At 58.7% G+C, this 21,016-nt stretch carries 19 protein-coding genes and 1 pseudogene; 17 read left to right on the top strand and 3 right to left on the bottom strand.

What is annotated here, in order from left to right; genetic code table 11:
• The first annotated feature begins 122 nt into the window (after window positions 1-122).
• Window positions 123-851 carry a GntR family transcriptional regulator gene (locus tag GA0061103_RS02705; protein WP_092706845.1) on the top strand — a complete coding sequence of 243 codons (729 nt, stop codon included), beginning with the start codon at window positions 123-125 and terminating at the stop codon, window positions 849-851.
• Window positions 852-999: 148 nt separating this feature from the next.
• A complete protein-coding gene (locus GA0061103_RS02700) occupies window positions 1,000-2,445 on the top strand; it encodes a site-specific integrase (RefSeq protein ID WP_092706843.1) in 1,446 nt (481 codons plus the stop codon).
• A gap of 322 nt (window positions 2,446-2,767) precedes the next feature.
• On the opposite strand, the gene GA0061103_RS02695 is transcribed toward GA0061103_RS02700, so the two are convergent.
• Window positions 2,768-3,262 (bottom strand): NUDIX hydrolase, encoded by a 495-nt coding sequence (locus tag GA0061103_RS02695; RefSeq protein WP_092706841.1) that lies wholly within the window; start codon window positions 3,260-3,262, stop codon window positions 2,768-2,770.
• Between the two features lie 171 nt (window positions 3,263-3,433).
• Window positions 3,434-3,955 (bottom strand): GNAT family N-acetyltransferase, encoded by a 522-nt coding sequence (locus tag GA0061103_RS02690; protein WP_245304636.1) that lies wholly within the window; start codon window positions 3,953-3,955, stop codon window positions 3,434-3,436.
• A 403-nt stretch (window positions 3,956-4,358) separates the two neighbouring features.
• Here GA0061103_RS02690 and GA0061103_RS02680 point away from each other — a divergent pair.
• The 4 genes and pseudogenes from GA0061103_RS02680 to GA0061103_RS02665 form a co-directional block, all read left to right on the top strand.
• A pseudogene (locus GA0061103_RS02680) lies at window positions 4,359-4,923 on the top strand (DUF932 domain-containing protein); the annotation flags it as partial.
• A gap of 625 nt (window positions 4,924-5,548) precedes the next feature.
• Window positions 5,549-6,085: a tyrosine-type recombinase/integrase gene (locus GA0061103_RS35225; RefSeq protein WP_208603474.1), complete on the top strand. Its 537-nt coding sequence runs from the start codon at window positions 5,549-5,551 to the stop codon at window positions 6,083-6,085.
• A 286-nt stretch (window positions 6,086-6,371) separates the two neighbouring features.
• Window positions 6,372-6,617: a CopG family ribbon-helix-helix protein gene (locus tag GA0061103_RS02670; protein ID WP_092706835.1), complete on the top strand. Its 246-nt coding sequence runs from the start codon at window positions 6,372-6,374 to the stop codon at window positions 6,615-6,617.
• Entirely contained in the window at window positions 6,614-6,904 is a 291-nt protein-coding gene (locus tag GA0061103_RS02665) for a type II toxin-antitoxin system RelE/ParE family toxin (protein ID WP_092706833.1), read from the top strand. The genes GA0061103_RS02670 and GA0061103_RS02665 overlap by 4 nt, the downstream gene beginning before the upstream one ends.
• 226 nt (window positions 6,905-7,130) lie before the next feature.
• Here GA0061103_RS02665 and GA0061103_RS02660 read toward each other — a convergent pair whose 3' ends face one another.
• Complete coding sequence (locus GA0061103_RS02660; protein WP_092706831.1) at window positions 7,131-8,495, bottom strand: MmgE/PrpD family protein; 1,365 nt, start codon at window positions 8,493-8,495, stop codon at window positions 7,131-7,133.
• A gap of 39 nt (window positions 8,496-8,534) precedes the next feature.
• Between GA0061103_RS02660 and GA0061103_RS02655 the strand changes: the two genes are divergently transcribed.
• The 11 genes from GA0061103_RS02655 (at window position 8,535) to GA0061103_RS02605 (ending at window position 20,983) form a co-directional block, all read left to right on the top strand.
• Window positions 8,535-9,509 carry a LysR family transcriptional regulator gene (locus GA0061103_RS02655; protein WP_208603473.1) on the top strand — a complete coding sequence of 325 codons (975 nt, stop codon included), beginning with the start codon at window positions 8,535-8,537 and terminating at the stop codon, window positions 9,507-9,509.
• A 37-nt stretch (window positions 9,510-9,546) separates the two neighbouring features.
• On the top strand, window positions 9,547-10,452 hold the full coding sequence (locus GA0061103_RS02650; RefSeq protein WP_092706827.1) for a LysR family transcriptional regulator: 906 nt from the start codon (window positions 9,547-9,549) through the stop codon (window positions 10,450-10,452).
• A gap of 169 nt (window positions 10,453-10,621) precedes the next feature.
• On the top strand, window positions 10,622-11,566 hold the full coding sequence (locus GA0061103_RS02645) for an ABC transporter permease (protein WP_092706825.1): 945 nt from the start codon (window positions 10,622-10,624) through the stop codon (window positions 11,564-11,566).
• On the top strand, window positions 11,563-12,381 hold the full coding sequence (locus GA0061103_RS02640) for an ABC transporter permease (RefSeq protein ID WP_092706823.1): 819 nt from the start codon (window positions 11,563-11,565) through the stop codon (window positions 12,379-12,381). The genes GA0061103_RS02645 and GA0061103_RS02640 overlap by 4 nt, the downstream gene beginning before the upstream one ends.
• Window positions 12,378-14,018, top strand: a complete 1,641-nt coding sequence (locus tag GA0061103_RS02635) for a dipeptide ABC transporter ATP-binding protein (RefSeq protein WP_092706821.1) — start codon at window positions 12,378-12,380, stop codon at window positions 14,016-14,018. Before GA0061103_RS02640 ends, GA0061103_RS02635 begins: the two co-directional genes overlap by 4 nt.
• Before the next feature lie 85 nt (window positions 14,019-14,103).
• Complete coding sequence (locus GA0061103_RS02630; RefSeq protein WP_425349467.1) at window positions 14,104-14,883, top strand: serine hydrolase; 780 nt, start codon at window positions 14,104-14,106, stop codon at window positions 14,881-14,883.
• A gap of 29 nt (window positions 14,884-14,912) precedes the next feature.
• On the top strand, window positions 14,913-16,454 hold the full coding sequence (locus GA0061103_RS02625; RefSeq protein WP_092706817.1) for an ABC transporter substrate-binding protein: 1,542 nt from the start codon (window positions 14,913-14,915) through the stop codon (window positions 16,452-16,454).
• A gap of 127 nt (window positions 16,455-16,581) precedes the next feature.
• A complete protein-coding gene (locus GA0061103_RS02620) occupies window positions 16,582-18,057 on the top strand; it encodes a M20 family metallopeptidase (RefSeq protein WP_092706815.1) in 1,476 nt (491 codons plus the stop codon).
• Between the two features lie 126 nt (window positions 18,058-18,183).
• Window positions 18,184-19,317, top strand: a complete 1,134-nt coding sequence (locus GA0061103_RS02615) for a transporter substrate-binding domain-containing protein (protein ID WP_092706813.1) — start codon at window positions 18,184-18,186, stop codon at window positions 19,315-19,317.
• 1 nt (window position 19,318) lies between these two features.
• Window positions 19,319-19,942, top strand: coding sequence for an ANTAR domain-containing response regulator (locus GA0061103_RS02610; protein WP_092706811.1), 624 nt, complete (start codon window positions 19,319-19,321; stop codon window positions 19,940-19,942).
• Window positions 19,943-20,137: 195 nt separating this feature from the next.
• Window positions 20,138-20,983: a nitrilase family protein gene (locus GA0061103_RS02605; RefSeq protein ID WP_092706808.1), complete on the top strand. Its 846-nt coding sequence runs from the start codon at window positions 20,138-20,140 to the stop codon at window positions 20,981-20,983.
• Window positions 20,984-21,016 lie beyond the last annotated feature (33 nt).

The following is a 21,016-nucleotide window of genomic DNA, read 5'->3' as shown; positions in this document are numbered from 1 at the left end:
AGTGCTGCAAGCGTGTCAATTTGTGATATATGATATTCACGATGGGCATATATGATATATAATTCCCCTATTAGGCGATTTTATATATAATCTGAACCCTGAGGAGGATCGGGACGAGGACCATGCAGGACAAGGATGCGCTGAGCAAGACCGAGGCGGCTTACTGGCTGTTGCGACGCGACATCCTGAATACCAAGCTGCGGCCTGGTGCGTCCCTGCGGTTGAGTGCCCTTCGGGATATCTATGGCCTCGGCTGGACGCCGCTTCGCGAGGCGCTGTCGCGGCTGGAGGCTGAGAAGCTTGTGACTGCGATCAGCAATCGCGGCTTCGCTGTCGCTCCGGTATCGCGGGCCGAACTCGAGGACTTGACGCGGGCGCGCATGGTGGTGGAGCTGCCGCTTCTCATGGAGTCGATCGAGAAGGGTGGCCCGGATTGGGAATCGGCGGTCGTCACCGCACATTATCGCCTCTCACGCTGCAAGATCGTGCCCGACTCCGCCTCGGAGGAGATGGCGGACGAATGGGATGAGAAGCACAATGCCTTTCACGCTGCGCTCGTCAGCGCGGCAACGTCGAACTGGCTCCAGCGCTTCCAGTCCACCATCTCGGATCAACTTCGCCGCCACCATCGTTTTCTCGGCCTTGCGCCGACGCAGCGCGCGGCGGCTGGCCTTTCGATAGGCTACGAAAAAGCCGTTGCCGCCTTGAAGGACGCCATGGCGATCGAGCATCATACGGCACTGATGGAAGCGGCCCTCGACCGGGATCTGGAACGTGCCAGAGCGCTGATGACCGAGCATATCGGTTATACGCTGCAGGTGTATATTCGCTCGGAGGATAAGGACGGGTAACTCTATTATATCCAATTCCACTAAATATCACTACTATATCAATGTGTTAGCTTGACACGTTCGCCGATTGCGCGCTACCAATATCCCGCGATTTTCGGCCACGGTGGTATCCCGGTGGTATCCTGTTCAAAGTCTTGGAGGGCGCTAAATGGGCAAGCGCAGCACCGTGCTTTTGACCAAGCGTATCGTAGACGCGGCTCGACCCGATCATGAACGCTACCATGTTTGGGATAGCGAGCTTTCCGGCTTCGGTCTTCGCATCGCTCCCACCGGCGTCAAGACGTTCATCATCAAATATCGGGCCGACGGCGGCGGGCGATCGGCTACCCAGCGAATCCTGACCATAGGACATTTTGGTCAGATCACCGTCGAGCAGGCAAGAAAGCTCGCCAAGGCTAAACTCGGTAGCGTTGCTGCAGGAGGAGATCCGGCAGGCGATTTGCGGGCAAAACGCCGCGGTGCGACGATCGAAGCCCTCATCGACCTTTACGAGAAGGAGGGTTGTTTCGTTCGGGGCGGTCGGCGGCATGGCCAGCCGATGAAGGCCAGAACGAAGACGATCACGTTGGCGCGTCTTCGCAACCACGTTGTGCCGCTACTCGGGCGCAGAAGGGCCTCGAGTTTGAATTCAGGTGATGTCGAACGCCTCGTTGCCGATGTCACATCCGGCGCGACAGCCCGCGATGAAAAGATCGGATATCGCAAACGAATTATCGTGCGGGGTGGTGAGGCCGCCGCGCGCAAGGTTGCTCGTGATCTGTCCGCCGTTTTCAATTTTGCCATACGGAATGAAATCGTTTCACATAATCCATATACAAACGCCGCCGTTCGAAAAACGGATATTCGAAAGAAGCGCTTTTTGACCGCAGACGAACTTGCTCGCCTCGGGGCCGTTCTGGATGAATTTGATGCTGCAGGTTATAACCAAAAGGCTATCATGATAATCCGCCTCCTGGCGCTGACAGGCTGTCGTCGTGAGGAAATCGCTGGCCTGGAATGGTCGGAGGTTAATCTTGACGACGGGCTCATCGAGCTCCGCGATAGCAAGACTGGTAGGTCCGTTCGTCCATTAGGGGCACATGCCATGGCCTTGCTGAAAGCAATTCCACGGAACGAAAGCAAGTTTGTCTTTCCCGCCGAAATTGGGGACGGCTGCTACAAGGGAACCGTGAAGGCTTGGCGCAAGATCGCAACCAAAGCGCAAATTTTCGATGCAACACCACATACGCTGAGGCACACGGTAGGGTCTGTCGCGGCCTCCTCCGGAGAAGCGATGGCATTGACGGGTGCGATCCTGGGGCATACCGACATAAGCTCAACGGCCATCTACGCTCACGTGCAACATGATCCGTCTCGCGACGCCGCAAATCGAGTGACCAGCAAGATCGCTGAAGCCCTCGCAGGGGAAGGCGCCGGTGAAAGCAAAAAACAGAAAATCGATCACAAGACGGATCTGGGTGAGTTGGAGGCTCAGCTTGAAGCTCTCGTGTTGCTATGTCTGGACGAAGGTGCGGAGGTAAAGCGCCTCATAGCGATCGTAAGTGAAGCGGTCGCCATGTCGATTGCGCGGCGAAGTCTGTCGAAATTCGCTTAGCGGAAGATTGGAACTGTACGATCGGAACAAGGCCACGCGAGGTTCCGTGCACCACTGAACGCCAGCCGCTCGATCTTGACTCCCGCGCTTGCCACTTGCGGGTTCGATCAATGTGCAAGTAGACATGTTTACAGTTCCAAGTGCGAGACTGAGATCCCGCCTGATCTTCTCCCAAGGATCGAAAATATCTATGGGAGACACTGGGTGGCGGCGATAAACCTTGATCCTGGTCAAGTAAGTTATCATTTTTCGCGGACGTCGACACCCCGTCGTTAGAATGTCAGCCGGCGATCTCGCAGTTCGCCACAGCTATGATACAGCATTACTCTTTGCCCATCTGGTCAACGACGCGTTGCGCGGCTGCCGTATGGAGCGCCTCCAGACGTTCCAGGAAGGGGGCCTGACCGCTGACGATCTTTTGGCGCGCCTCGGCCAGGGCGAACCACTCGGCACGATCGACTTCGGGGAATGTTTGCATGCGTCCGCTTCGCGGCGGCCACTCGATTTCGAACATGTTGCTGCGCAGGCTGGAGGTATCGAATTCCCCCTCCAGCGCAAAGGCAATGACATGCTTACCGCTCTTCTGGCGTAATTGGCCAAGCGGCTGCAGCTTACCTTCAGGCACGTGGCCCGTTTCTTCGGCAAATTCCCGCCGCGCCGCAGCCTCAGCTTCCTCATCCTCCTTATACTCGCCCTTGGGAATGGACCACGCGCCCTCATCTCGCTTGTGCCAGAAGGGGCCGCCTGGGTGGACAAGCAGGATCAAAAAACCGCTTTCCGCCTCTTTGTACATTAAGATGCCAGCGCTTTTCTTCATGGCTGATCATTTCCGCCGGCAGGCGAGATTGGCCCTTATGCAAACTCGGATGTGTTGACAGCCAAAACCGCGTTCGAATGTGCGAATAAAGTGGTTAACCCACCCAGACTATCCTGATCAGCACGATATTCACAGGCGCCCAACAAAGGTACGAACAACGGCAGAGAATTGTCATTGTTGGAATTCCCGCCGCAGTACAATGATTGTGGGGTCGTCAGGATCGCTATGGGCCTGGAAGGCCATGTCGCGTTCGAGCTCGATAGCTTCGTGGTTCTCGCGGCTCTCGATGGATTCGATGCTCTTGAAATTGTGCCGCTCCGCATAGCGGCAAATATGGGCGAGCATTTCCCAACTTATGCCCTGATGCTTATAGTCTTCACGAATGCTCAGCGCGACCTCTCCGCGTTGAGTATCCTTGCTGACCGCCAGCATTGCCACTGCAAGCAAGGTCTGATCCGATGAAAAGGCAAGGAAATTGACGCGCTTGGGATCACCAGCGCTTGTCATTTCAACGAGCCTTTCATGGGAAACGGATTTCATTCCGGATAGGAAACGAAATCTGACGTCGTCTGGTGTCACGTGGGTGAAAAAATCAGCGACAATTGCCTCATCCTTTGGCTCGGCGGCGCGAACGTGAAAGTGAAAGCCGTTACGCGTGGTTAGGTCACCCTTGGTGTCTTCGATTTCCATCATGCTTCTCCTTCAGACCCGCAGAACAACTGTCAATCGATGTCTGGACACGAGCGGTCAGGCGTTGAGCCTAGCAGGTCCGCACATATCGACTTTGATCCAGCGCAAAACTGGCCTGCCGATCAGGATTATCGCGCATCTCTACAATCTTTGGAAATTCTCCGTTGGTCGATTCGACGCAGAAGCAGACGATGCGCTGCATTTCGCAGATCGGGCCATCCGGGCGCGATGGGAGTATAGCACAATATAACATTCCCCATTGTGTGGAACATCGGTCCAGGAATTGCGCCTCCGAAAGCATCGTCGTGGCGTCGGCGTCATAGAGAGTGAGAGATCGGCCGAGATTTCCATGAGGGATTTAGGGCTGGGAGAGAGTTTTCCGGCGCCCGCCATGGAGAGACGACCCATGACCCAGGTGGAAATTATGGATACCGATCGTGGACAGCAAGGCTACAAAGTTGATATCAATCGTGGCCAGCGGATCGGCCACGTGTCCTCGGAGTGGTTCTCGCGGCCTGTGGACGAGCGTTACCTATCCCTGTCGGACCTCTATACCGCTCCGCGGCCGGACTGAGCGGAGCTGTACCCGAACTGTAGAAAGCGCGGCGATCCGCGTGGAGGCCAATCGCGATGACGCCGAACGCCCGGCGTTGCTGTTACCCCGTTTCGATGTGCCAATTGTCCCAACCCATTGGAGCTTCGGCCCGTTCACGAGTCTGGTCGGGGCGCCCGCCGCCTACCCCCGCCAACTCCCGGCGCCGCTTGCCGGCATCAACCTGCAATATGGACTCACCTCGCATCGCGCCGAGCAGGTGAAGACGCTCGACATCGAAGACGGTCGGGCCGAGCTGCGCGCCGTCACGGGACCCGACTATGGCCGCATCTTCGATCATGCGCTGGTTGCAGCGGTGCAGCGCATCGCCGGTAACGGCACGGGCGATACACGCTGGAAGGTGCCGAGCGTGCTCGACTAGTCGACCGGGGTCTACAATCCGCGCGTCGATATCACCCGGGACACGACGACGCTCTTCGATCTTCACCTGGGGTCCGGCCGCGCTGGACGATCAATCGGGCAAGCGTGCCGTCGAAGTGACGGCTCTCGGAGACATGAGCACTATCGATGGTCCGCAAAATTCGATCCTTGATGCGCAGAAGTGCTGCCTCGATCGCCGCCAGCGATTCGGCGCGCGATGCCACCGGCAGATAAGTGAGGTCGATATCGATCGGTCCGTCGCTGATGTGACGGCCGGGAAAACCGTCAAGGACGAGAAGGTTGGTCCGCGTAAGCGGATTATCGTCCGCGGTGGCGCCGGCGCCGCCTGCAAGATAGTGCGAGACCTATCGGCGGTTTTTACCTGCGCGCATGCAGCGAGATCGTGAAGCGCAACCCCTGTGAAACGGCGGCGGTTCGGAAGACCGACAATCGGAATGAGCGCTACCTGACGCTTGAGGAAGTCACCCGTCTAGACGCCGCCCTGGATGAACTCGAAGCCGAGGGTGTGAACCCCAAAGCCGTCAACATCGCTCGCCTATGGGCGCTCACCGGCTGCCGCCGCGATGAGATCGCCGGATTGCGCTGGTCGGAGTTTCATGCAGATGAGGGGGCTACTGATTCTTGGCGACAGCAAGACCGGAAAGTCACTGCGCTCGCTCGGAGCCGCTGCCATCGCCCTGCTCAAGAGCATCGATAAGACCGATGGCTCGGATTTCGCCTTCCCGGCCGAACGCGGTGACGGGCATTATCAGGGCATCAAGACGATGTGGAGCAGAGCGATCGCCAAGGCGAAGCTGCCCGGCGTCACGCCCCATACACTCCGGCATACGATGGGATCGACCGCCACCTCGACGGGCGAGGCGTTGGCGCTCACCGGCGCGATCCTGGGACATGCGAATCCGCGTTCGACCGCAATTTACGCCCATGTGCAGACCGACTCGTCCCGGCAAGCGGCAGAGCGTGTCAGCGCCAAAATCGCAGCAGCGCTCGCCGGCAAGTCTGCGAGCGGGGCGACCTCTCGGCAATCCATCGATGCAGTCGAAACGCTCGCCCGCAGTCTCGTTGAGCAATTCACCCAGTGCGGTGTCGATGCGGAGCAAATCACTGCATTGGTGGGCCAAGTTGCGCAAGATGAGTAAAGCCAGTTCCGTTTGGCAGCAGCCAAGAGTTTTTGCTTATGAGGTGTTAGACGGGGGAAACGGCGGCTATCAAGCGTTTACCTCAGCACATTTTGCACTTGATCCTATGTCGTCGCTGCAAGCCTTTGAAAATTTGTGAATATTATAGATTATGGGACTCAGCAGTTCGATTCCTATCAAGAGCAACCATCTAAGGTTCGTTGAAGCGCTCTCACACGAGACTTGAACCTTGACGAACCACTATGGTTCAAGGATAACCGTAGTGAACCAAGGAAAGTTCGGTGTTATGGCTGCATTTACCGTGCGTGTTTCAGACGAGACGGCTAATAAGCTCGATCAGATCGCGGAAAAGCTTGATCGTTCCCGCGCTTATATGGCCGCCCAGGCCATCGAGGATTACGTCGCTCGCGAAGAGTGGCAAATTGCTGAGATCGAGGCCGGTTTGGCTGAAGCCAACCGGGGTGAATTCGCTAACGACGACGAGGTGGCTAAGGTCGTTGGAAAATACATCAAGTCTGTTCGTCAATCATGAGCGAAAGACGTGTCCGCTGGACGGCAAGAGCGCTGGGGCGGCTTGATGAGATTGGTGCACATATTCATAAGGATAATCCAGACGCCGCGGCGCGAGTGGTTTTGCGGATCGTATCGGCAGTAGACATGCTTGTCGATTTTCCCGCAACGGGTCGCGTTGGTCGCATTAGCGGCACGCGCGAATTGGTACTGGGAGATATCCCCTATATTATTCCCTACCGTGTCGTGCATGACGTTGAGATTCTCACAGTCATGCACGCCCATCAGCGATGGCCTTCAGTGCTTTAGGTTTCCACCCTGCACTCCAAGTTAACGCAGGTGACGCTCGTTCACATCTATTCAAGACGCCATGCACGACGTCAGTCGGTTCAGTAGAATGACTGGTCGAAACTCATACCCATTCAAGAGCAAACAGAGATTAAACAAACTCTCGGTGCTTATTGCGGAAAGTTTGTCCCTCGGCTCCGCTCGATCTAAGCTTGATATCTTAATGGCGCTGTCCTTTTTCGGGATATCAGGCATTTGAGATCACGTTCCAAAACACCTCGTGGCAAGACAAGGTTTCCAACTCCGCCAGGGCGCGAAGCCGTTGGAAAGAGGCTTCGGAAACATGCTGATTTGCCCAGCGCAAACAATCCATGAACTTAACGTCGCGTTCCTGGTCACTCATTGGCGTTTCGATCGAGCCCTTCGCGTGCAATCGGGATTTGCTGCAGATGCGGCCGTCGCGCGTCGTGACGGTGACGATGTGCGGCAGGCGTTCTACGCCCTTCTCCTCTTCAGCCGAATAGGCCTGCATTTCGATGCGGGGCATAAGCTCTCGGATTTCCGGCCGATCGATCTTTTGTCGTGTAAAGTCCGAAAGGCTGAGGGAGCTTTTTAGGAACGCTGCGGCCAGGCAATATTGCATTGAGAAGCGTGCCTGCATCTCGTCGGTGGGATTGGGATAGGCGAGGTTGTGGGCAGCTGATATGCCGACCTTGGTCTCGATCCTGACGATGGCATCTGTCGCAAGCTCATGCTCCTGCTTCAGATCCAGAAGCGCGTCGATCGCGCGATGGGTCGAGGCGCAGCAGGGATGGCGCTTGGTTACCAATCCGCGGCTCTCGATGATATGTGTGTCGTCGAATGTGAGGCCTTCCCAGCCATTGGCCTCATCACCCCCGAAAAGATCGAGGAAGCCTTGCCGCCGCTCGAGAATATCAAGTCGTCCGCTCATGCCGGCAAGCGCCATGCGCGCCGCATCCACCGCGTTGCGCGCGGCGATGCCCGCATGCAGCGGCTTGGCGGTGGTGCCGAATTGTCCTTTCGGGCCGCAGGCGAAGCTGGTTGCGAGGCTCATGGCCGCGGCGATGGCCTCTTCGCCCGCGCCGAGAAGCCGCGCCACGCCCGCCGCGGCTCCGATGCTGCCGACCGTCGCTGTCGCGTGCCAGCCCCTGTTGTAGTGAGAGGGATTGACGCCAAAGCCGACTGCCGCTTGCGCTTCCAGCCCGGCCAGATAGGCTTCGAGGAATTGTCTTCCGCTTGTAACTCTGTCAGTCGACAACACCGCCAGCAGCGCGGGCACCAGCACGGCCGATGCATGCGCTCGCGCCGGATGAAAATTATCATCGAAATCGAGAGCGTGTGCCGAGGTTGCATTGATCAGGGCGGCAAGGGAAGACGAGGTTGAACCGCCTCCGACCAGCCGCGCGGCACCGCCTTGGGCAATTTCCCGGTCGAAGGCGCGGGTCAGGGCCGCAACGCTTCCGTCGTTCCTGCCAGCTATCATACAGCCGATAGTATCTACCGTGGCATCTCTTGCCTTGTCTATGGCGAGGTTTGAGAACGTCGTTCGGGACAGAACCTGTTCCGCGATCTTCTGGAGAATGGTGGCCATTGACGAAAGTCTTTCCGTGAGTTTGGTTCTTCGCGGAAAATGTTCAACTTTCTGCAAGCTCGCAATCTTATGCGGTTTGCGGGTAGGGCTATCGATATCGGAGATAGAATGGCGCGCGACAGCAGTGCGGCGATCAGCCTGAAGCATATCGAGGCCTATGACGCTATCGCCGCGACCGGCTCGACGATTGCCGCCGCCGCCGAGCTTGGCATATCGCAATCGAACGTCAGTCGCCTGTTGCAGCAATTGGAGGACTATCTCGGTGTCAGGCTTTTCGACCGGGAAAAGAATAGGCTGCAGCCGACCCGCGAAGGATTGCAACTCGGCCCGGAAATCCGCGTCATCTCCGACCGGCTACGCGCTTTGAAAACCGCGGCAATGGAGCTTGAGAGCGGTCGTTCGCGCGAGATCATGCTGCGGCTCGCTTTTCCGGCCAGCCTCTCATCGACGCGCATTCCGAAGTTGGTGAAGAGCTTTCTCGAAGAGAATGGACCAATGCGCGTCGAAGTCGCTTCCGGCAGCTATCTGGCGATAGAGCGCATGGTCGCCGACGGCGAAGCCGATCTCGGTTTCTCGCGCTTGCCACTCTCGAGCCCAGGGTTGAGGCAGGAGAAGATCTTGCCGTCGAGGATCGTCTGTGCCCTGCATCGAGATCATCCAAAGGCTCAGAGCGTCCTTTTGTCGGTTGGCGATTTGAAGGGGCAGGATCTGATCATGCTGAACAGGGAGCGGCCGGTACGGCATGAGTTGGAGGCTGTGTTTTACAAGGCCGGCATCCGGCAGCGACCCTTGTTGGAGGCGCATTCGGTGGCGAGCGCCTGCGCGCTTGCAGCCGAGGGGCTGGGGATTGCCCTGGTCGGAGAGATCATCGCCCGGGAATATGCGACCTTGCCATTGCGCTTCATCCCGTTCGAACCGGAACTACCCGTTGTCTATACCGTGATCAGCGGGGAAAAGTCCCCCCTGTCCAAGGTCGCCAGTCTTTTTCTTCAAAGCATTTCGTGTTGGTCATGATGCCGCTGCTTGGATCGTTCGGGGAGATCGCAAACATATGAACATCAGGCAACTGGAAGTCTTACGCACGCTTCTGGCGACGGGCTCGACGATCGCGGCGGCAAAGACGATGGGTCTGAGCCAATCCGGTGTCAGCCGCCTCCTCCAACAACTCGAGGAGGACCTTTCGATGTCGCTTTTCGTGCGTGACAAGGGTCGCCTCCTTCCCACTCCGGAAGCTCAGATTCTTGCCCTCGACGCGGAAAACATACTATTGGCGGTCGATCGCATGTCGAGCCGCGCGGAGGATCTGAGAAGCGGCGCGGCCGGACCGGAGATCGTTCGTATCGGCCTGCCGAGCAGCATGTGGGAACATTTCGCGCCGGCAATGCTTGCCGATTACATTCGTGATTTTCCCGGTGTGCGCATCGAAACCTTCTTCGAGACGACGACCTCGATCAACAAGCTCGTCGAGCAGCGGGTGATCGATTTCGGCTTCCTGCGCATGGAGGGCGAAAGCGGGCCTGGCGTCGAGATCGAGCGCGTCGCGACGGGGGAAAGCGTGTGTGTGGTGCCGATGGGTCATCCTCTTGCTGAGCTGGAGGAGATCACGGTCAAGAATCTGCGCGATGTCCCTCTCATTCTGATCGGGCGGCAAAGACCGAACCGCATGGCGCTCGACCAGAGCTTTCGGCGTGCGGGCATCAAGCAGTTCGTGAAGATAGAAACGCATACCAACAGTTCGGCTTGCTCTTATGTTGCCCACGGTCTCGGCGTGACGATCATCAGCAGCTTCTATGCCAATCTCTATCGTCACCTGCCGGTGGTCTACCGTCCCTTCGTGCCACGCACGACGCAGGAGTTCGGGTTGGCAAGGGCAGTCGGCATGCCGCTTTCGATCGCTGCCCATGCCTTGAGCGACGCCTTCAAGCGGCAGGTGGAGATCTCTCAGAAAGATCATTGAGATCATTCTGTTAGCGTAGCTTTCCTCTGGAAAGCAGATGTGCCGGCCGCTCCATGGTTCTGCATAGTGTTATGACAAAATTGCATAATATTGCGGATTTTTTCTCATTCAATCATAGTCTGCGCAACGAAACCGATGGCGGCCATCCGTCGCCAATCGCGGGGAACATATGCTTAAATTCATTCTGAACCGCCTGCTCATGGCGTTGCCGACGATTGTCCTTGTCGCGGTGACGGTTTTTACCTTGATCCGTTTCATTCCGGGCGATCCCGCCGCGCTGATGCTCGGCGATATGGCGCAGCCCGATCAGATTGCTGCGATGCGCACCGAGCTCGGACTCGACAAGTCGATGCTGCAGCAATTCATAATCTGGGCCGGTAATGTGCTGCAGGGCGATTTCGGCAGATCGATTGTCAACGGCGAAGCCGTGCTGCCACTTGTCGCTTCACGCTTTCTCGTAAGCGCCGAAATCGTCGTCGTCGCGGTTTTCTTAGCGAGCCTGATTGCCGTTCCCGCCGGCCTGATCGCAGCATGGCGTCAGAACAGCCTGACCGATCTGGCTTTGGTGGGCACGGCCACCATCCTGCTGTCGGTTCCGACATTCTGGCTGGGGCTGCTTTTGTTGCTTTTCTTCGGCCTCAAGCTCGGCTGGCTCCCGGTCCTCGGCTATGTCTCGATCGGCAGCAACATCACCGCTGGCCTGCTTTATCTCGTATTGCCGATCATGACGCTGGTCATTCACGAGATGGGCGTTTTGATCCGCATGGCGCGCGCGTCGACGCTGGAAGTGCTGCGTCTCGACTACATAACACACGCTCGCGCCAAGGGTCTGTCTGAAGGCGTCGTCCTTTGGCGGCACGCTTTCAAGAATGCCTTTGGCCCGACCTGGACGATGATCGGTCTCATCCTGGGCAATCTGCTGGGGGGTATCGCCGTCATCGAGACGGTCTTTACCATCCCCGGCCTGGGGCGATTGATGGTCGATAGCATTTTCGCACGCGACTATCCCGTCATTCAGGGCTGCCTGCTGTTCGTGTCGCTCTCCTACGTCCTGGTCAACCTCGTCGTCGACCTTCTCTATCCTCTCTTTGATCCGCGTGTAGTTGCCGAATGAAAAAGCTTTCTCTCAATGGGCTGGTCGGCGGCCTTCTCGTCGCCATCCTGCTTACCACCGCTGTTGTCGGATTGTTCTGGACGCCATTCGATCCGACGAAGCTCTCCTTCACCGCGCGGCTTGCCACACCAAGCGCGGTCCATCCTCTTGGAACCGACGAGTTTGGCCGCGATGTGCTGAGCCGCCTGATGGTCGGCGCGCGCGCAAGCGTCTGGATCGGTGCGCTGACCGTCGTCCTCGCAACGGTCTTCGGCACCTTGATCGGGCTTGTCAGTGGCTACGCCCGCGGCTGGGTGGATGGCACAATCATGGCGGTCAATAACGCGCTGCTCGCCTTCCCAGGTATTCTCCTGGCACTCGGTCTGCTCGCAGTCTTCGGTGCCAACCAATATGGCATCATCTTCGCGCTCGGCATCGCCTATATGCCGTCCATGGCGCGTGTCGTCCGCGGTGCTGTTCTTTCGCTGCGTGAGCGCGAATTCATCGAAGCCTCCCGAGTGATGGGCAATGGTGAGCTCTACACGATGTTTCGCCATGTTCTGCCCAACTGTCTTGCGCCGATAACCGTGCTGGCGACCTCGATGTTCGGTTGGGCCATTCTGTCTGAAAGCGCTCTCTCCTTCCTTGGTCTCGGCGTGCCGCCGCCGGCGCCGACCTGGGGTAACATGCTGGCCGCCGGCCGGCCGCTCATCCAGCAGGCCGTATGGCTTGGTCTTTTCCCCGGCCTCTGCATCGCATTGACGCTGCTTGGCATCAATCTTCTGGGCGATGCGCTGCGTGACAGGCTCGATCCGCGCATGAGAGGTCTGAAATGACATCCGAAAGAGTAGGGAACATTCTTCTCAGTGTCCGCGGCCTCTCGCTCGAGGTCGCAAGATCCGGCCACAGAGTGGTCAAGGACGTCAGTTTCGATATCGCAGCCGGCGAGATTTTCGGCATCGTCGGCGAGAGCGGCTCCGGCAAGACGCTGGCGACCCGTGCGCTGATATCGCTGCTGCCGCAGGCGATCGGCGCTGCCGGCGGAGCCGTGACTTACAAGGGACGCGACGTCCGGGCGATGAAGGGACGTGAGCTTCGCGAGTTGCGGGGTGGTGAGATCGGCGTCGTCTTCCAGGAGCCGATGACCTCGCTCAATCCGTCTATGACGATCGGCCGACAGCTGGAGGAGGGGCTTGTTCTCCACACCAAGCTCTCGCCCGATGAACGCCGCCTGCGCATTCTCGACATGCTGAAGCGTGTCGGGATTCGCGATCCGGAAGGGGCGCTCACCTCCTACCCGCATGAGTTTTCCGGCGGCATGCGCCAGCGCATCATGCTTGCCTCCGTCATGCTCCTGAAGCCGGCGCTCCTGATCGCCGACGAGCCGACCACCGCACTCGATGCCGTCATCCAGCGCGATGTGATGGAGCTCATGGTCGACCTCACGCGGGCGGAGGGAACGGCCGTTCTTCTTATCAGTCACGATCTGCCCATGGTGGCGCGATACACGAACCATATCGTTGTCATGGAAAAGGGTGCGGTCGTCGAGCAGGGGCGCACGGAGGATCTGTTGGAGGCACCGCAGCATGCCTATACGAAGAAGCTCCTGTCTTCTCTGCCGTTCCGTAGCGAAGCCCGCCGCATCGATACCTCGCGGGCGCCGATGGTTTCTGCCCGTAACATCGTGGTCGATTATGCCGGTCGCAAGTCGCTGCTCAAAAAGGGAAGTCCCAAGCGCGCGTTGCACGGCGTCAGCGTCGATATCCATGAAGGTGAAGTTGTCGCACTGGTTGGTGGATCGGGTTCGGGAAAGACGACGCTCGGCCGGACCATTGCCGGTCTCGTCAAGGAGAGCGGAGGCGACATTCGCTTTCAGGGCCGGTCACGTGATGAAGACTGGCGCGATTACCGTCTGAATTGTCAGATGGTCTTCCAGGATCCCTATTCCTCGCTCGATCCGCGCATGACGATCCAGGCGCTGGTCGAGGAGGCGCTCAGGCTCGTGCCGGACCTCGAGGGTAACGCCAAGCGCAAGCGGGCCTTGGAAACGCTGGAGGAAGTCGGTCTTAGCAATGACTACGCCAACCGCTACCCGCATGAACTGTCGGGCGGCCAGCGGCAACGCGTGGCGATCGCCCGTGCCATCGCCCGGCGCCCCCGCTTTCTCATTGCCGACGAACCGGTTTCCGCGCTCGATGTGACGGTCAGGGCCCAGGTGCTTGAGCTCTTCTCCAACCTGCAGAAGCGCTACGGCTTCTCCTGCCTCTTCATCAGCCACGACCTCGGTGTCGTCGAACAGGTCGCCGACCGCGTCGTCGTCATGCAGGACGGGCGTATCATTGAGGAAGGCGACCGCGACATGATTTTCGATCACCCGAAGGAGGCCTATACGCGCCGGCTCCTCTCGGCCATTCCCGCCCTGGACCAGAATGAAAAGGGTGGTGTGATACTCAAATGGCGCCTGGAGAATTGATGTGGTCAGTCTTTCCAATTCCGCTTCGGTTGCCGAACGGCTCGCAGAGATCTGCGACGCACAACCCTTCGTAACCCGCTTCCTGATGCGCAACCTTTTGACCGGCGAAACGATCGAACGCGGCGCCGACGAAGAAACCCCTTCGGCAAGCACCCGCAAGACCTCGATCATGATGGCCGCGCTGAAGGCGGCACAGGAGGGTCGGCTGGATCTTGACGAGCCGGTTACTTATGAAGCGCGCTTTGCCGAGGAAGTGGCGAGCGGCATGTTCCGCTATATGACCCCAGGTATCGTCATTTCACTGCGTGACGCCATCACCGGCATGATGGTGCTGAGCGATAATGTCTGCACCAAGATGGTGTTCGAACGTCTGACGCTGGAGGAGGTCGACACTTATTGCAAGTCGATCGGCCTTGCCGGCACGCATCACCGGTTTCTGATCCCGCCGCTCGCCCTGTCGCCGGATCATGCGCTGAAGTCGGTGACCACGACCACGGCGCGCGATCAGGCCGGACTTCTTCAGATGATCCTCGATGCGCAGACGTCGGCGACGGTTCAGGAAAAGCTCGGCGTCTCGGCCGAACTCTGCGCCTATGCGCTGCAGACGCTGAAGGACCAGATCCTGCGTTATGCCATTCCGTCCCGACTGCCTTTCGGCACGGTCGTCGCCCACAAAGGCGGTACCGGCAAACGTGGTCGCATGAATGCCGGCATCGTCTATCGCGACGGCGTGCCATTCTACATTATTTCCGCCTACACCGATGAGGTGCCGCTTGCCATGCCGGACGGCACGCCGGGATATACGATGGCGCTCGAGACGATCGGCAGGCTGTCGCGTGCCTGCTGGGATGGGTTCGCGTCGTAACGATCAACGACAGATAAGAGGGTAGAACAGTGAAAAAGCTTTTTCTTGCGGGCGTGGCCCTGCTCGCATTGGCAAATGCCGCGGCAGCGCGCGATATCACCGTTGCGCAGAGTTCGGACCTGCGCAGCAACAATCCGGGCGTAAACCGCGACGGTAATACCGATGGCGTCATCCTGCATATCGTCGAGGGGCTCGTCGGCTACAACAATAGCGGCGAAGTAAAGCCGCTGCTCGCCAAGAGCTTCGAGACCTCGGCCGATGGTCTTACCTACACGTTCAAGCTCAGGACCGATGTCAAATTCCACAATGGCAAGCTGCTGACGGCGGACGATGTGGTGTGGAACTGGACGCGCTACCTGAAGCCCGAGACCAAGTGGACCTGCCTCGCCGATTTTGCCGCCGGTGGTGCTGCGCATGTGACCGAAGTTAAGGCGATCGATGCATCGACGGTCGAAATCAAGCTCGAGAAGCCCTCCGCCGTTTTCCTCGGCCTGATGTCGCGTCCGGAATGCGGTTATACTGGGATGATCTCGCCCGATTCCGTCGCCGCGGACGGCAGCTTTATAAAGCCGATCGGCACCGGTCCCTTCATGTGGGACGAATGGAAGAAGGGTGAATATATTCACCTGAAGAAATTCGCCGACTACGTCTCGCCGGTAAATGACGGCAAGCCTGACGGCATGGTCGGTTCCAAGCGACCGCTTGCCGATGGCATCAAATTCATGGTCATTCCCGATCCTTCGACCGTGAAGGCAGGCCTGGAGTCGGGCGTGCTGGATACGGCCGAACTTTCGCCGGATCTCATCCCGGAAATCAAGTCGAACCCGAAGATGCAGCTGATCGTGGCGCGCAACAACGGCAAGAACCTGTTCTACATCCAGACGCGCGACAAGGTGCTGGGCAAGCCCGGCGTGCGCCGCGCCATGGCGATGGCGCTCGATCTCGATGAACTCGTTGCCGCGGCATCCAATGGAACGGGTGAGGCCAATGGATCGATGGTGTCGCAGGATTCCGTCTATTTCGACGCGACCCAGAAGAAGCGTCTACCCTATGACCTGGAAGCGGCCAAAAAGGAGCTAGAGGCATCTGGCTACAAGGGCGAGCCAATCTCGATCATCGCCAACAAGCGCGGCAACGTGCCGAGCTTCCCGGTCGCCGTGATGGCGCAGGCCATGCTGCAGCAGATCGGCCTCAATGTGCAGATCGAGGTGCTCGACTACGCGACCCAGGTCGATCGCCGCCGCTCCGGCAATTACCAGATCATTTCGCAGTCTGTCGCGCCACGTCTGGATCCGGCGCTGATGTATTCCTTCTACGTCGGCGACAAGGACAAGAACGCCTCGCTGATGTGGGACGACCCGAAGGCGATCGAACTGATGAAGGCCGCGTATGTCGAGTCCGACCAGACCAAACGGCAAAAGATCTTCGATGAATTCCACGAGCTCATGCTGAAGGACATGCCGGGCATCTTCCTCTACGACATGGTCGATGTCTGGGGCGCGGCCAAGACGCTGAAAGGCCAACCGGTTTGGCAGTCGAACGCCCGGCTCTGGGAAGTGTCGGTCGACTGAGTTGTTTGCCCGCGCCGATGCGGATTGAGGCGCGGGCAGCTTATTTTCCAGAAGAAAAGCCAAACGCCTTCGCGGCGAGCGGCTTTGTGCGCCCTTAGACGGCGTCAACACGATACGAGGACGAGCGATGAACCGAGAGGCCGTACAATCGATTGCGGCAGTAATCGAAGCGATGAAGCCGGATTTTACCAAGCTCAGCGACAGCATCTGGGATTTTGCCGAACTGAAATTCGAGGAGACGCGTTCGTCCGAACTCCTTGCAAAAGCGCTCGAAGATAACGGCTTTTCGCTCCGGCGCAGCGTGGCCGGCATGGAGACGGCCTTTATCGGCGACTTCGGCACTGGCAAGCCGGTGATTGCTTTTCTGGGCGAATTCGATGCGCTGGCTGGCATGAGCCAGGTTGCCGATGTCGCTGAGCACCAAACCCTGGTCGATGGTGCGACCGGGCATGGCTGTGGCCATAACCTTCTCGGCGTCGGTTCGCTGATGGCGGCGATCGCACTTGCCCGGCATATGAAGGCAAACGATCTCCCCGGCACCGTCCGCTATTACGGGTGCCCGGGTGAGGAGGGCGGTTCAGGCAAGACCTTCATGGTGCGGGCCGCCCTGTTCGATGATGTCGATACCGCTCTGACCTGGCATCCGGCGCCGTTCAACGGGGTGCGCTCGACCAATAATCTCGCGGTCATCGAATACTATTATCGCTTCAAGGGTGTCGCCGCGCATGCGTCGAACGCGGCCCATCTCGGCCGGTCGGCGCTCGATGCGGTGGAGCTGATGAATGTCGGTGTCAATTTCCTGCGCGAGCATATGCCGCAGGATTGCCGCGTGCACTATGCGATCACCGATACGGGTGGCAGGGCCGCGAATGTCGTTCAGGCAAAGGCCGAGGTGCTCTATCTGATCCGCGCTCCGGAAATGCCGCAGGCTCTGGATCTTGCCAAACGCGTCGAGAAAGTAGCGCGCGGCGCCGCCATGATGACGGAAACGGAGGTGGAGATCGTCTTCGACACGGCTTCGACCAATCTCTTGCCGAACATCACGCTCGAAACCGCCATGCACGAGAATATGATGGCGCTCGGCCCGATCGCCTTCGACGAGGCGGATCTTGCTTTTGCCAAATCCATTCAGCAAACCTTTACCGGCGAGGCGATCAGGAGCTGCATCCGGCTCTATCAGATCAAGCGAGATGTCTTTTCCAACGCGAAGATCGACGGATCGACGCCGCTGCATCTCGGCTTGCGCGAGTTCGAAGGCCAGTCGCATTTCCGCGCCGGATCGACCGATGTCGGTGATGTCAGCTGGGTGACGCCGACGGCGCAATGCTGGACGCCGGCTTGGGCGATCGGCACCAATCCTCATACCTGGCAGGTGGTCGCCCAGGGAAAGAGCGCAGCCGCCCACAAGGCCATGGCGCATGCCGCAAAGGCGCTTGCGACAACCGGGCTATCGCTGATGACGACGCCCGAACTCTTGGCCGCAGCCAGGGCTGAATGGGCGGACAAGACCGATGGGCAGGCGTATGTCTGCCCGATACCCGGCAATGTGACGCCCGGATCGGTTCATGGCGGCAAAGCACTTCTTTCCATTGGCGATGGCTAACCTAATGACTTGCATCCAGCCGGCTTGCAGCATCCTATGGAAACGCACTAAGGGTAGGGAGGTCGAACGGGCGGGATTGCAGAATTCCCGGCTATCGAACCTCCAGCGACGTCGGAAGAGGCGAAGATGACAAGCTCCGAATGGCGGGTGGGAGTGCTTTTTTCCAGAAGCGGAATCAGCGAAATCACGGAAACCGAGCACTTTCTTGGCACCGCGCTTGCGATCGAAGAGGTCAACGCGGCCGGAGGCGTGCTTGGCAAGCCCATCGTTCCGATCGCTTATGATCCGGGCGGCGATCAAACCGCCTATCGCAATCTGGCGCGGCGCCTGCTGGCCGACGACGACGTCAATATCATCTTCGGCGCGTCGATGTCGGCCAGCCGCAAGGCCGTGCTGCCGATTGTCGAGCGGCATAACGGGCTGTTGTTTTATCCTTCGATGTACGAAGGCTTCGAATATTCCGAGAATGTGGTCTACACCGGCGCCACACTCAATCAGAACACCTTCGCGCTTGCCGAATATCTTCTGCGCAACCATGGACGTCGGATTTTCTTCGTCGGCGCGGACTATATCTACCCACGCGAATCCAATCGCGTCATGCGGGACGTGGTGGAGGCAAAAGGCGGCGAGGTCGTCAGCGAGCGATATCTTCCCCTTCATGCCGACGAGCAAACTTTGCGGTCGGTCATTTCAGACATCGTTCGCCTCCAGCCGGACGCCATCTTCTCGACGATTATCGGCCGGCCGGCACAGCGCTTCTATCGCATGTATGCCGAGGCCGGCATTGATCGCAAGCGGGTCCCGATTGCCAGTCTGACCATGGCCGAAACCGAGATACGCGAGATAGGAGCCGATGCCTGCACCGGCCACATTCTCTCGGCGACTTATTTCCAGACGGTCGAGAACGAGGCGAATGACCGTTTTGTCAGCGCCTTCAAGAGCCGTTTCGGCAAAGAGGTGACCACGAGTGTCTGGTCCCAGCCGGCCTACGCACAGGTTCATCTTTTCGCCCGGGCGCTTGCCCGGGCGGGCTCGCTCGAGACCCATCGCATCTCTGAAGAAATTCTCATGGAAGATTTTCTTGCCCCGGAAGGCCGTATCAACTTCGACGCCGATACCCGCCATCTCTGGCTGCATCCGCGCATCGGTGTGGCGCGGGCCGATGGGCTGTTCGACATCGCCTGGCAGGCACCTGGTCCGATCCGGCCGGATCCGTATCTGACGGCTTCGCGTTTCGAAGACGTCTGGCTGGAGGCCTGAGATGACGGGACCGAGCAGGATCATTCAGGATCTGCGGCGAGCGCGCGTTCTGGTCGTCCACCCACGCGATGAAGACGGCAACACATTGATCGCGCATCTGAAACGCCTTGGTTGCGAGGTCAGGGCGACCTGGCCGTTGCCACCGGCCTTGCCTCCCGACGTAGACACGGTCTTTCTGCATGTCGAGGACACGCACGTCGAACACGCGCTGCAGATCATCGATCTCCAGCAAACGGCGATCATCGCCATCCTGACCTATGAGAGCCCGACGGCGCTTCAGGCGATCATCGATCTCAACGCCCACGGCGTCATCAGCAAACCGCTACGACCTCTCGGCATCCTTACACAGTTTGCGTTGGCGCGTTATCGGCAGAGCTACGAAAAGAGGCTCGCCGGCAAGGTTCAGAAACTCGAGGAAACATTGAAAAGCCGCCGGCTGGTCGAAAAAGCAGTTTCGGCGCTGCGGGCCATGAACGGCCTCGACGAGGAGGCGGCCTATAAGCTGTTGCGCGATCAGGCAACGTCGAAGCGCGTTCCCATGGCGACAATCGCCGAATCGATTATTGCCGCGCAAGACACGATGAAAAGCCTCGGATTGTCCATTGGCGGGAAAAGCGAACTCTAAGCCCAGGTACTATCGCTCGGCGATTTTTAAAAATGTCTGACAGAGCCGCTTGACGGTCGCGTCGTTACGTGAAAGCTTAATGGCAACGAGCAGGTTTGCTCAGCGGCAGGGCTGCCGCTTTCACATTGTGGCTATGTAGCCTCTGGTTCACGGATTGAATTCCGTGCCAGAGGTTTTTTGCGTTTGGAGACAAGATTGAGCGTCAAGGCCTCAACCACGCGGACGGTAACCGTCGCGACCGTCCAGTTCGAACCGATCGTCGGCGATCGTATCCATAATCTTGCTGCCATCGAGCGGCTGGTAAGGACGGCGAAAGCCAAGGGTGCGGAGATCCTTGTCCTGCCGGAGTTGGCCGATAGCGGCTATAGCTTCCTGGACGGCGACGAGGTTGCGGCACTGGCCGGCCCGGTGCCAGGCGGCGCGAGTGCTGAAGTGCTCTGCCGCCTTGCCGGGGAACTCGGCCTCTATATCGTCAGCGGCATCGCCGAGCAGGACGGTGATCGGTTTTACAACAGCGCTCTTCTCTGCGGGCCTAAGGGATATATCGGCAAATATCGCAAGCTCCATCTCTGGAACAATGAAAATCGCTTCTTCAAGAAGGGCGATCTCGGGCTGCCGGTTTTCGATCTGCCCTTTGGGCGGATCGGCATCGTGATTTGCTACGACGGCTGGTTTCCCGAAACCTTTCGCGAGTTGGCGCTGGCCGGCGCCGAGCTGGTCTGCGTGCCCACCAACTGGGTGCCGATGGCCGGCGCGGAAAGCGCTCCCGAGCCGATGGCCAATATTCTGCACAAGGCTGCCGCCCACACCAACGGCCTTTACATCGCCTGCGCCGACCGGATCGGCATCGAGCGCGATCAACCCTTCATCGGCCGCAGCCTTATTGTTGGCCCTCAAGGCTGGCCGGAGTCCGGTCCGGCAAGCACGGATCGCGAGGAAATCCTCCTTGCGCAAATCGATCTGTCGAGCGTGGCGGAAACCCGCACGCTCAACAGCTTCAATCATCTGCTCGGCGACCGCCGCGCAGATGTCTACGGGTAATGATATCAACCCAAATCAAGAAAAAGGGAACAA

Source organism: Martinezella multihospitum, from assembly GCF_900094585.1.
Taxonomy (GTDB): domain Bacteria; phylum Pseudomonadota; class Alphaproteobacteria; order Rhizobiales; family Rhizobiaceae; genus Rhizobium; species Rhizobium multihospitium.
Note: the sequence above shows the minus strand (reverse complement) of the source record. Positions and strands in the feature narration are given on the sequence as shown.